This is a genomic window from Winogradskyella helgolandensis (assembly GCF_013404085.1).
In the GTDB taxonomy this organism is placed as follows: Bacteria; Bacteroidota; Bacteroidia; order Flavobacteriales; family Flavobacteriaceae; genus Winogradskyella; species Winogradskyella helgolandensis.
On record NZ_JABFHO010000001.1, the window covers coordinates 561,745 to 574,545 of the forward strand.

Sequence of the window (12,801 nt, forward strand, 5' to 3'; positions counted from 1 at the left end):
AGATAATCTAAACTCAGTTTACAAAACAATTTTTTAAACTACGAAAACGTTATAGTTTGCTAAAAAATGCGATATTTGTGAGCTACTAATCAATATTACACTTCATGTCAAAACGCAATCAAACTTTAGGTGAGTTCATCATCGAAAATCAAACCTCATTTAAATACACTTCTGGAGAGCTTTCCAGACTTCTAAATTCTATTCGGTTAGCTGCCAAAGTGGTGAATCATGAAGTTAATAAAGCGGGTTTAGTAGATATTATTGGTAATGCTGGTGATACTAACATCCAAGGTGAGGATCAACAAAAACTAGATGTTTATGCCAATGACAAGTTTATTCAAACGCTAACTAAAAGAAATATCGTTTGTGGTATTGCTAGTGAAGAAGAAGATGATTTTATTGCCATTAACAGTCAGGATGAAAATCATCAAAATAAATATGTGGTATTAATTGACCCACTAGACGGATCATCTAATATAGATGTTAATGTTTCTGTAGGAACCATTTTTTCAATTTATAGACGTGTTACGCCAATTGGAACACCAGTAAAAATTGAAGATTTTTTACAGAAAGGAAGTGCGCAAGTTGCTGCTGGTTATGTAGTGTATGGAACATCTACTATGTTAGTTTACACAACTGGAGATGGTGTTAATGGTTTTACGCTTAATCCTGCGATTGGATCTTATTATTTATCACATCCAAATATGGAATTTCCTGTAGACGGCAACATTTACTCTGTAAATGAAGGTAATTATTCTGATTTCCCTGTAGGCATAAAAAAATATATAAAATACTGTCAACAAGATGAAGGAGAAAGACCATATACAAGTAGATATATTGGATCTTTAGTTTCAGATTTCCATAGAAACATGATTAAAGGAGGCATATATATGTACCCAAAAAGCACTAAGAATCCAAAAGGAAAACTACGGTTATTGTATGAATGTAATCCAATGGCATTTATTGCAGAACAAGCTAAAGGTAAAGCGAGTGATGGTTTTACACGAATAATGGATATTCAGCCTACCGAATTACACGAGCGTGTACCTTTTATTTGTGGCAGTGTAAATATGGTAGAAAAAGCAGAAGAGTTTATGCGTAATAACTAATTACAACATACATATTATAAAAAAAAGCAACTATTACTAGTTGCTTTTTTTTATATATAATTAAGATGTGTAAACGACTACCTGTTCATATTTTTCATTTCTGCTATAAACGTATCAGAGTCTACCTTATCATGAGCAAGAGCCAAGGCTTTATCTGCAATATACTTTACGTTCTGAGAATGAAATCCTAATCCCACACATATTTTTTCTAATAACCAATGTTGATTTGGTCCTTCAATATCATCAGCCCAGACCATACGAGCTAAATCGTATAACCGCTCTAAACGGTGATCATAAGAATGTGGGGCATTGATAGGATGACTATTATAATCTTCTAAAATTTCTTTAAAATCAAGCTCTGAAATATCTAAACGCGTAGCTAAACGCTCTAAAAAAGCTTTCTCTTTATCTGAAATTACACCATCGCTCATAGCTACTCTAACGATTGCTGCAAAATGGTCTTCGTTACGTTTTTTAAAACCGCTATCGAATAAATCTGAAAATGACATATATCTATTGTATTTATTATCTTATTATTAAATTGGGCACAAATATAATTCTATTCAAAGAATAACAGTGTCCTCATTTAAACTTTTTGATTTTCACAGCACTGAAATAGTTTATATACTTACGTTAGTTAACACTTCAAAAAAGTTCAAAAATTAGCTTCACGATAAGAACTATGTCATTAATCTATAAATTTTATTCATTTAAGTTTTTTGAATATTCAAATGAATAAAATCATGTACTTTTGCACCTTACAAACAAAGAAACTTGAGTAAAGTATCTATTGCCCAAACATTCGCACAGACTTTGCAACTGCAAAATCTGCAAACTACTATTGCCCAAAGCGAAACAAAAACACATTTAAAAGGACTCGTTGGCTCCTCATTTTCAATTACGGTCGCCGAAGTTTTTAAAACAGCAGACCAACCCTTTTTATTAATTTTTGATGATAAAGAAGAAGCCGCATTTTATCTTAATGATTTAGAACAACTCATTAATGATAAAGATGTGTTGTTTTATCCAGGAAGTTACAGAAGACCATACCAAATTGAAGAAACCAATAATGCCAATGTCCTATTACGTGCAGAAGTTTTAAATCGAATCAATTCGCGTAAAAAACCATGTATTATTGTGACGTATCCAGATGCGCTTTTTGAAAAAGTAGTCACAAAAAAGGAACTCGAAAAGAACACACTTAAAATTTCTGTAGGAAATGATTTAAGTATCGATTTTGTAAACGAAGTCTTGTTTGAATATAAATTTAAGCGTGTCGATTTTGTAACAGAACCTGGTGATTTTTCAGTTCGTGGTGGTATTGTTGATGTCTTTTCATTTTCGCATGATGAACCTTATCGAATAGAGTTTTTTGGAGATGAAGTTGATAGCATTAGAACGTTTGATGTAGAAACACAATTATCTACCGAGCGCATTAAAAAAGTGAGCATTATTCCAAATGTAGCTAATAAACAGATTGCTGAACAACGCGAAAGTTTTCTAAAATACATTTCGAATAAAACCGTTATTTTTTCTAAAAATGCATCACTCACATTTTCAAGAATTGATGATTTTTACAAGAAGGCTGAAGAGGCTTTTAACAATTTATCTAGCGATATAAAACATGCGTCTCCTGAAGAATTATTCTGTAATTCAGATTTGCTAAAACGACAATTTCTGGACTATCCTTTGGTTGAATTTGGATCTGAAGCTTTTTTCGCGCAGCAACTTATTGCATTTTACACCAAACCACAACCAACGTTTAACAAGCAATTCAATTTATTAATTGAGGATTTAAACGAAAATCATGCTAACGGTATTACCAACTATATCGCTTGTGTAAGTGAACAACAAGCCAAACGTTTTCACGATATTTTTGATGATGCTGAGCAGACTGTACATTATAAAACGGTTACGCTTTCGTTATACCAAGGTTTTGTAGATACAGAACATCAACTCGCAGTTTATACAGACCATCAGATTTTTGATCGTTATCATAAATTTCATCTTAAAAATGGCTACGCGAAGAAGCAAGCCATCACTTTAAAAGAACTCACAAATCTTGAAATTGGAGATTACGTGACTCACATTGACCATGGTATTGGTAAATTTGGTGGATTACAAAAAATTGATGTTGAAGGCAAAAAACAAGAAGCCATTAAATTGGTGTACGGAGAACGGGATATTTTATACCTCAGCATTCACTCTCTACACAAAATTACCAAGTTTAACGGTAAAGATGGCAAGCCACCAACGGTTTATAAATTAGGAAGCAAAGCTTGGGCGACTTTAAAGCAAAAAACGAAATCTAGGGTTAAGGAGATTGCTTTCAACCTTATTAAATTATACGCTAAAAGAAAACTTAAAAAAGGATTTCAATACGCACCCGATAGCCATATGCAGTTGGAGTTGGAATCATCTTTTATCTACGAAGATACTCCAGATCAGATCACGTCCACAGCAGATATAAAAGCTGATATGGAAAGTGAACGACCAATGGATCGCCTCATCTGTGGTGACGTTGGTTTTGGAAAAACCGAAGTTGCCATTAGAGCTGCTTTTAAAGCCGTAGATAATGGCAAACAAGTTGCTGTTTTAGTACCCACAACCATTTTGGCTTATCAGCATTCGCGCACATTTAAGGAACGATTAAAAGATTTTCCGGTGACGGTAGATTATGTGAATCGTTTTAGAACCGCTAAAGAAAAACGCGAAACTTTAGAAGGCTTAGAAAAAGGAAGTGTTGACATTATTATCGGAACCCACCAACTCGCTAGTAAAAACGTAAAATTTAAAGATTTAGGATTACTGATTGTTGATGAAGAACAGAAGTTTGGTGTTTCAGTAAAAGAAAAATTAAAGACGATAAAGGAAAACGTAGATGTTTTAACGTTAACCGCAACTCCGATTCCGAGAACATTGCAGTTTAGTTTAATGGCAGCACGAGATTTATCGGTCATTAATACCGCTCCTCCAAATAGATACCCTATTGAAAGTAATGTCATTCGTTTTGGAGAAGAAACCATACGAGATGCCATTAGTTATGAAATTCAACGTGGTGGACAAATATATTTTATTCATAATAGAATTGAGAATATTAAGGAAGTTGCTGGCATGATTCAACGTTTAGTGCCTGATGCCAAAATTGGTATTGGTCATGGGCAACTGGATGGTAAGAAACTCGAAAACCTAATGCTTGCGTTTATGGATGGTGAGTTTGATGTGTTAGTCGCTACCACCATTGTAGAAAGTGGCTTAGATGTTCCAAATGCCAATACTATTTTTATTAATAACGCCAACAATTTTGGCCTGAGTGATTTACACCAAATGCGAGGTCGCGTTGGTCGTAGTAACAAAAAAGCATTCTGTTATTTTATTACTCCAGAATATTCTGCAATGACTGCTGATGCCAGAAAACGTATTTCGGCTTTAGAACAATTTACAGAACTTGGAAGTGGATTTAACATTGCCATGAAGGATTTAGAAATCCGTGGTGCTGGTGATTTATTAGGTGGTGAACAAAGCGGATTTATTAATGACATAGGTTTTGATACGTATCAGAAAATTTTAAATGAAGCTATTGACGAATTAAAAGAAACTGAATTTTCAGATTTATATAAAGACGATGGTAAGCCGAAACAATACGTTAAGGATATGACCATTGATACGGATTTTGAATTGTTATTTCCAGATGATTACATCAATAATATTACCGAGCGTTTAAATCTTTATACGAAACTCAACGGCATAAAAACAGAAGAAGAACTTACTAAGTTTGAAACTGAAGTTATTGACCGATTTGGTGAATTGCCAACTCAAGTTTCAGATTTATTAGATAGTGTTCGCTTGAAATGGATTGCCACAAAAATGGGAATTGAAAAACTGATTATGAAACAAGGTAAAATGATTGGTTATTTTGTTCAAGATCAACAAAGTGGATTTTATCAAAGTGAAGCATTTACTAAAGTTTTACAGTTTGTGCAGATGAATGCTAGCAAATGTAAAATGAAGGAAAAACAAACCAGAAAAGGGTTACGCTTATTAATTACGTTCGATAAAATTAAGAACACCAAACAAGCTTTATTGGCTTTAAAAGATCTACAATGAACGAAAAAAGTCATTTAAATAATCTTTTACTACTCTTAATTGCTACCATTTGCCTAAGTACATCTGGTCCTCTAGGTAATTTTATAGACATGCCTACTCCTGTAATTATCTGGTGGCGCTCTATTTTAGCAGCTCTCATACTTTTCTTTTTTTGTTTATATAAGGGCATTAATTTAAAAATAAACAATAAAAAAGACCGGTTCACCTTTTTTATTGCAGCGCTTTTAATGGGTGGCCATTGGATCTTTTATTTCTATGCTTTAAAGTTATCCAATGTTGCTATTGGTATGATATCATTATTTACATTTCCGGTTATTATAGCCCTTTTAGAACCTTTCTTTTCAAAAATAAAATTAGATCCTATTCACATCCTTTTAGGTGTAATGGTACTTCTAGGTATTTACATTTTAGCACCAGAATTTAATTTAGAAAACAGTCAATTACAAGGCATTATGTGTGGCATACTTTCCGCAATATGCTATGCTTTAAGAATTTTAATGTTAAAAGATCATATTACAAAGTATAATGGGATAATGCTAATGTTTTATCAAGTGCTAATTCTAACTGTAGTATTAGCCCCAACATTATATTTTATGGATACCTCTAATATCACATCGCAGTATCCATACGTTCTGTTACTAGCAATAGTAACCACAACTATTGGACACACCATGTTTGTAAATAGTTTAAAATACTTTAAAGCCAGTACAGCGAGTATTATTGGAAGCACGCAACCTGTATTCGGAATTATAATCGCCTACTTTTTCTTAAATGAAATACCAACAAAACATACCTTTGTTGGAGGTGCTTTAATATTGGCTACCGTTGTAATTGAAAGTGTAAGATCAAAAAAGAAATAGGATAATTAAAATGGCTTAATTTTTGAAGCTCATTAAAAGATAAAACAGTATATACAAATGAAAAAAATCATAGTCTTATTAATCGTATTACCACTAATTACTTTTGCTCAAAGTGTATCAGGCACCTTTTCACCAGCTGAAGATTTCACCTATGCATTTCTATATCAAGCAACACCAGAAAGTGCCAATTACATTAATAGAGGACAATTAGATAGCATTGGTAATTTTGAAATTCAATTAGACTCAACTGTAACACCAGGTATTTATAAAATAGTATATGCGATTCCGCCAGAAGAGAATAATTTCGATTTTATATATGATGGCAAAGAAACCGTTGCTTTTAATTTTAGCAATGACAAAGGTGTAGAATTCACTCAGTCTGAAGAAAATAAACTTTGGACATCTTACTTAAAAAGTATAGAAATGGTCAACCAAACCATTAGTAATTATTACTCTAAAGACAATAATGACGAAAAAGGTTTTACTGCTATTTTCAAAACGTTAAGAGATACACAAATGGCTTACGAAGAATTAGCGAAAGACAAATTGGTTTTCAATTTTATTAAAGCAAATAGACCTTATATTCCAACACAATATGAAGGCATTAGCACTTATTCGCAAAACCTTAAGCAGCATTATTTAAGTCAGGTTGATTTTGGAGATTATCTGCTACAGAGTTCTTCATATTTAATAGATCGAGTTACAGCGTATGTTTTCAACATGGTTGCAGATCCTAGTGAAGCCACCTATAAACAGCATATTGATGATGTTGCCGCAGCTATTAATAATGACGATTTAAGTATTAAAACGAGTCTTTTAGAAATGCTTTGGCAGCGTTTTGTAGCATTAGAAAATAATAATCTTGCCAATTATATTACAGACCGTTATTTGTTAGAATTAGCCAAATCTACTAACAATAAAGTTTTAGAAGATATGGTTATTTCTTTTAAAAACACCTCTATTGGGTCTAAGGCACCAGATTTTGAAATCACCATAGGTAACAAAACAACAAGCTTACATCAATTAAATAACGCAGAAAACTACTTGCTAATCTTTTGGAGTAGTGGTTGTAGTCATTGCTTAAGCGAGTTGCCAAAAGTAAAAGACATGGTAGTAAGCAAACCCAATCTAAAAGTGGTTGCTTATGGGTTAGAAGATAATGCAAGAAAATGGGAAAAAGAAAAAGAAAACTATCCTGATTTTATTCATCAAATCGGTTTGGAAAAATGGGATAACCCAATTGTACAAACCTATGGTATTTCAGCTACTCCAATGTATTTTATTTTAGATGCTTCAAAAACAATTATCGCTAAGCCTTATGGTTTTGAGGAATTGGAAGTTTTATTGAAGGGCTTATAAAATTTACATGTACAGTATTGAAGAAGTAAGAGAAAACTACAAACGTTTTACTGATGCGAAAATTGAAAATATCGCAAGAAACGAATCTAAAGGTTTAAGAAAAGAGATCCTTAATGTCTTAAAGGACGAAATTACAAGACGACATTTAAATCCAAGCCTTATTAATTGGGTTGATGCAGAAACTAAATCTTTCAATGGTTTAGAGCGTCAAAATCTTATTCGAAAAATTCAAAATCAACAGTGTCCAAAATGTTCTGAAAAAAGTAAACTTTATGGTTTTGAAACACACACCGTAAAATCATTTTTAATTGTAACTAGCACGTCTAGAAATGAACAAATTCTTTGCAAAAACTGCGGTAAAGAAGCCAAATTTAATGCTATTATAATTACTTTACTTGCAGGTTGGTGGTCGATTAAAGGTTTTCTATTAACACCATTTACCATTATTAAAGACTTAAGTAACTTCTTATTTATTGATAAAATAAGTGATAGAATTCTGAACCTATTCGCCGATGATCTAACGGGTTCTTTTAGAAGATACGGCACAGACGACAGTGTGATATCTCGACTTATTAAATGGAAAAATAATTCGGATGACAACACGTCTTATTAAAAAGAAAACGCCCAGCAAAAACAAGTGTTTTAACTGAGCGTTTTGAAACTAAATAACCAACCAAATTTAGTTTCATTTCTTTTATATCATCGAAACTGATTCTAAAGTGTTTCGAGTGTTTGATCTTTTATTTTCTACTTTCTTTGTATTTTGTTTACGTTTTTTAAATCTATCGACGTCTGTTGTGGACTTGCCTTCAGTATCGGTACTTCTATAATACTGAATGTATCCATTGCCTCTAAATTCATATAATGTTCCAGAATTTGCATGAAACAGCTCTACCGTACTATCATTAATAACGCTCAATTCGAAGTATTCATTGTCGAAGAAATCATAATCTAATGTTAATGTTTTTAAGTACCTATTTCCAGAGACATCTCCCACTCCATAATCACCTATAAAATCCCAATAAATATTATTTGTGTTATGGACGTTTTGATCTTGAGAACTTCTAAATGTAGCATCGTTTCCACCAGATAAAAACTGTAAATAATTCTCATTATCAAAATCATTTAGCGCTCCATAATTACTGGTATATGTTTTTTCCCAAGCTTCATATTCTTGTAAGAAATAATGAATATTATCATAGAAAATAAAATCATAGTCAAAGTTAGATTTTTGGTAACCCTCTAAAAAATATGAAGTATCATTAAAAGGATTATATAATTCAATGGTATTATTATCTACTTGGTACACATCAAAGCTATCATAACCATCAATAATATGGTCGACATCCAATATCATATCGTAGGCATCATAATTCCCAATTTGAACACCATAACCATTACCTTGACTCCCAAAGCCAACCAAATTATTATTAGCATACAAACGACCATTATTAAACGACACCGTAAATGCAATTTGTAAAAATGGTGTTTCCCCATAGCCTTGTGTCGAATTAATATCAACATACCATAAATCGTAAGATTTCAATAACTGATGTAATGAAATTTCTGGTTCGTCTATATAATAAGCGTCCTCTACATAACATGATGTAAACACTGTTGCCATAAATGCAAATCCTAATAGTAGTTTTATAGTCTTCATAATTCGACGGTTTTATGGTTATTACTTATGAGAGTTTCAAAACCTGTGCCAAAAAATATTCTGAAGCTATTTTGATTGCTTCCAAAACCACATTTGTTCTAGTTATTTCCACATCTATAAAGTCTTTAAACAACGAAGTGTTAACATGGTTTTAGCTCGAATAATTCTATAAATTTTCCGTAACTTTGATATACAAAACTGATTTAATCTCTATGAGTGATACAACAAAATATGCCGTTTTTGGAGCAGGAAGTTGGGCTACAGCCATTGTAAAAATGCTTTGCGAAAACTTAGAGGAAGTGGGTTGGTATATGCGAAGCGTTTACGCTAAAGAACACATCTTAAAAGAACAACATAACCCTAGTTATTTAAGTTCTGTTGAATTCAAAACTGAACAATTAAAACTGAGTAACGATATTAACGACATAGCAGATTGGGCAGATGTGCTTATTTTTGTGATTCCATCTGCTTTTATCCATGGTGAATTAGAGAAACTCACCACAGACATTAGCAAGAAAACCATAGTATCTGCTGTAAAAGGTATTATGCCAGAAACAGGGAAATTGGTTGGTGAGCACTTTCATGATGAATATAATATTCCGTTTGAAAACATTGCTGTGATTGCTGGTCCTTGCCATGCAGAAGAAGTTGCTTTAGAACGGTTATCCTATTTAACCATTGCTTGCGATGATAAAAAAAAGGCACAAGCCATCGCCAATAATTTATCGAGCGATTACATTAAAACCAAAACAAGTGATGATGTTATTGGTATAGAATACGCTGTAATGCTGAAAAATATTTATGCTATCGCCGCCGGAATGGCTCACGGTTTAGGCTATGGCGATAATTTTCAGAGTGTCTTGATGAGTAACTCTATCAGAGAAATGAAACGCTTCATTAAAAAGATGCATAAGATGAAACGTAATATTAATAACTCGGCTTATTTGGGTGATTTATTAGTAACGGGTTATTCTGTATTTTCTAGAAACCGCATGTTTGGAAATATGATTGGTAAAGGCTACACCGTAAAATCTGCACAAATGGAAATGAATATGGTTGCAGAAGGTTATTACGCCACAAAAAGTGCTTTTGAATTAAATAAAAAGAACAAGAAAAAAACGCAGCTTCCTATAATAAATGCCGTTTACGATATTTTATATGAAGGAAAAGATGCTAAAAAAGTGTTTCAAAAATTAGTTGATAAGTTGGATTAGCTTTTGGCTATTTGCCTTTAGCTGTTAGCCAAAAGCAAAAGGCTAAGAGCTATTTTACCAAAACCCCTTTCAACTGCATCAAAGGAACAGTTTGTAAAGCCTTTTCGTTAATCGTATTCGTTCTGAATAAGTAGGTTTTATCAAACATTTTATTGCCTTCAAAAAATGTGATTTTAAATTCGTTATTAAGCTCTAAAACTTTTTCTTGTAGGTATTCAATCTTAGCGTAACTTCTTGCTGGTAATTTTGCGATGGTGTGTCGCATTAATGGTGTTAATTTCTTTTCATTATACCCTCTAGAAACGATAAGGACCGTTTCTAAATCATTATCACTATTGTTAATAATATAAGCGTTCCAATCTAGAGTTTTATATTCTATATGTTGTTCTTGTACTACAGCAACGTGTACATCATTTACTTCTGGAATTCTAATATCTTTTTTCATAGTGCAAAAATAGTAAACTATTCAAAATATGAATTAGAATAATCCTTAGCAATTATACCTCTAAGATTATTAGTGACTAAGTGCTTAAAGAGTTCAGATTCTGAATGGGATTCAAATAAATTATTCTCTTTAAATATTAAATGGTCTACTCTATAAAAATAGAGTTTCACTACCAATTCTAGATTAATATCTTTTTCTATAGCACCTAGTGCTTTACCTTTTTTTAATAAGTCTAATACAATGCTATTTGCTAACGCTTCAATAAAATCATTATAAAGCTTATTGGCTTTTGGATAATATTTTTCTATTCCAAAAATAAAAGAGGGTTTAAAGTACTGTAAATACTGAAACCCTCTTTTGTAAATTAACATAACACTCAAAACAGGATCATTAGCATTGCTGATAATAATCCTATCGATATCTTCTTTATATTCATTTATAATACTTTCGACACTACTGGATACTAAGTCTTCTTTATTTTTAAAAAATGAATAAATTGTTTTTTTTGATATGCCGAGCTCTCTAGCTAAATCATCTAATGTCACATGCTTACTCCCGTATTGGGTAAACTGTTCTATAGAGCATTTTAACAATGTAGCTTTAGTAATCATGTTTACATTATTTTATTTCCAACCACCTCCAAGAGCTTCATATAAATCTACGATAGACACTAATTGTTGTAATTGGCTATCTATGATATTAAGCTCTGCACTCAAGGCACTTTGTCTTGCGGTTAATAAATCTAAATAGTTAGCGTAACCATTTTTAAGTAATTCTTCCGAGTTGGCTTCAGCAGTACGCAACGCTTCGACTTCATTTTTTCTAAATTCGAATTTCTTCATCTCCGCTTCATAAGAATACAACGCATTAGACACTTCATTACCTGCAACCAATAAGGTTTTCTTAAAATTTAAAAGTGAAGCTTCTTGATTTGCAAGTGCAACTTCTTTTTGAGTTTTTAGTTTTCTGTTATTTAAAATGGGTTGTGTTAAGCCACCAATTACCGTCGCAAATAAAGAATTAGCATTAAATAATTTATCTAACTCTAAACTTTGCAAGCCTCCTGAAGCACTTAATGTTAAAGACGGATAAAAGCTACTATTCGCAACATTGGTTAACTCAAAAGATTCAATTAAACCATACTCAGCAGCCATAACATCTGGTCTATTACTAAGCAATGTGGCTGGTAAACCTAGTTTTATATCTTCATCAATTTTTTGAATATCTAAACTGCTTCTTTCAAAATGTTGTGCCGATTTACCTAATAGAATACTTAAGGTGTTTTCAGTTTTAAAAATAGCGGTTTCAATATCAACTTGTAAAGCTCTTGCACTATTATATTGCGCGATATTTTGATCTACTGCAACCTGTGTTACTTGGCCAGCTTCTTTTAATGCTTTAATAGTTGTTACACCACTTTCTCTAGTGGCAATGGTCTGTTTAGTGACTTCCAACTGTGCATCTAAAGCTAGTAAGTTGTAATACGTGTTGGCAATGCTAGACACAAGCTGCGTTTTTATCAGCTGATGTCCTGCTACACTTTGTAAATAACCTGCTTGTGTTGCTCGTTTATTACTTCTTATTTTCCCCCATATGTCGGCTTCCCAAGCTAAGTTTGCCGTAATATCATAAGTATCTATACCTCCACTAAACAATGCACCAAACTGACTATTCTCTGACAATTCTTGGTGTGTTGCATTGGCACCAATACTTGCCGTTGGTAAATATCCAGACTTACCTTGTTTTGCATAAGCTTCAGCAGCTAACATTTGTTGCAATGCGATGCGCACATCCATATTATTTTGAAGACCTTCTTCAATATATTGTTGAAGATATTGATCTGTAAATAAATATTTCCAAGATACATCTGCCATAGACACACTGTCCGTTGGCAAATTATCTGTTCTGTAAAGTGCTTCCGTTTCTGAGTCTAATTCTGGTCTTACATAATCTTGTGCTACAAAGCAACTTTGTAATGTGATTGCAACAATTAGCAATAGTGCTCCTTTACTAAAATTTCTATGTTTTATAATTGATGTCATAGTTC

At 32.6% G+C, this 12,801-nt stretch carries 11 protein-coding genes; 6 read left to right on the forward strand and 5 right to left on the reverse strand.

The window, feature by feature from the left end; genetic code table 11:
- The first annotated feature begins 104 nt into the window (after nt 1–104).
- Nucleotides 105–1,109, forward strand: coding sequence for a class 1 fructose-bisphosphatase (gene fbp, locus HM992_RS02210; protein WP_178986624.1), 1,005 nt, complete (start codon nt 105–107; stop codon nt 1,107–1,109).
- Between the two features lie 77 nt (nt 1,110–1,186).
- Here the strand turns inward: fbp and HM992_RS02215 are convergent, their stop codons facing one another.
- Nucleotides 1,187–1,618 carry a tellurite resistance TerB family protein gene (locus HM992_RS02215; protein WP_178986623.1) on the reverse strand — a complete coding sequence of 144 codons (432 nt, stop codon included), beginning with the start codon at nt 1,616–1,618 and terminating at the stop codon, nt 1,187–1,189.
- A 265-nt stretch (nt 1,619–1,883) separates the two neighbouring features.
- On the opposite strand from HM992_RS02215, the gene mfd reads away from it, so the two are divergent.
- Genes mfd through HM992_RS02235 form a run of 4 tightly spaced genes read left to right on the forward strand, consistent with a single transcriptional unit; the run spans nt 1,884 to nt 8,048 of the window.
- Complete coding sequence (gene mfd, locus HM992_RS02220) at nt 1,884–5,216, forward strand: transcription-repair coupling factor (protein ID WP_179318539.1); 3,333 nt, start codon at nt 1,884–1,886, stop codon at nt 5,214–5,216.
- Nucleotides 5,213–6,076, forward strand: coding sequence for a DMT family transporter (locus HM992_RS02225; protein WP_178986621.1), 864 nt, complete (start codon nt 5,213–5,215; stop codon nt 6,074–6,076). Before mfd ends, HM992_RS02225 begins: the two co-directional genes overlap by 4 nt.
- Nucleotides 6,077–6,133: 57 nt before the next feature.
- Nucleotides 6,134–7,435, forward strand: a complete 1,302-nt coding sequence (locus HM992_RS02230; RefSeq protein WP_179318541.1) for a TlpA family protein disulfide reductase — start codon at nt 6,134–6,136, stop codon at nt 7,433–7,435.
- Nucleotides 7,436–7,442: 7 nt separating this feature from the next.
- Nucleotides 7,443–8,048 carry a hypothetical protein gene (locus tag HM992_RS02235; protein ID WP_179318543.1) on the forward strand — a complete coding sequence of 202 codons (606 nt, stop codon included), beginning with the start codon at nt 7,443–7,445 and terminating at the stop codon, nt 8,046–8,048.
- Between the two features lie 81 nt (nt 8,049–8,129).
- Here HM992_RS02235 and HM992_RS02240 read toward each other — a convergent pair whose 3' ends face one another.
- Complete coding sequence (locus HM992_RS02240) at nt 8,130–9,095, reverse strand: nicotinic acid mononucleotide adenyltransferase (protein WP_179318545.1); 966 nt, start codon at nt 9,093–9,095, stop codon at nt 8,130–8,132.
- 212 nt (nt 9,096–9,307) lie between these two features.
- Between HM992_RS02240 and HM992_RS02245 the strand changes: the two genes are divergently transcribed.
- Nucleotides 9,308–10,309 (forward strand): NAD(P)H-dependent glycerol-3-phosphate dehydrogenase, encoded by a 1,002-nt coding sequence (locus HM992_RS02245; RefSeq protein WP_178986617.1) that lies wholly within the window; start codon nt 9,308–9,310, stop codon nt 10,307–10,309.
- Nucleotides 10,310–10,358: 49 nt separating this feature from the next.
- Here HM992_RS02245 and HM992_RS02250 read toward each other — a convergent pair whose 3' ends face one another.
- The 3 genes from HM992_RS02250 to HM992_RS02260 are packed head-to-tail and all read right to left on the reverse strand — an operon-like array spanning nt 10,359 to nt 12,796.
- Nucleotides 10,359–10,754 carry a hypothetical protein gene (locus tag HM992_RS02250; protein ID WP_179318546.1) on the reverse strand — a complete coding sequence of 132 codons (396 nt, stop codon included), beginning with the start codon at nt 10,752–10,754 and terminating at the stop codon, nt 10,359–10,361.
- 17 nt (nt 10,755–10,771) lie between these two features.
- Nucleotides 10,772–11,365: a TetR/AcrR family transcriptional regulator gene (locus HM992_RS02255; protein ID WP_178986615.1), complete on the reverse strand. Its 594-nt coding sequence runs from the start codon at nt 11,363–11,365 to the stop codon at nt 10,772–10,774.
- Nucleotides 11,366–11,377: 12 nt separating this feature from the next.
- Nucleotides 11,378–12,796, reverse strand: coding sequence for an efflux transporter outer membrane subunit (locus HM992_RS02260; protein WP_179318548.1), 1,419 nt, complete (start codon nt 12,794–12,796; stop codon nt 11,378–11,380).
- Between the last annotated feature and the right edge of the window lie 5 nt (nt 12,797–12,801).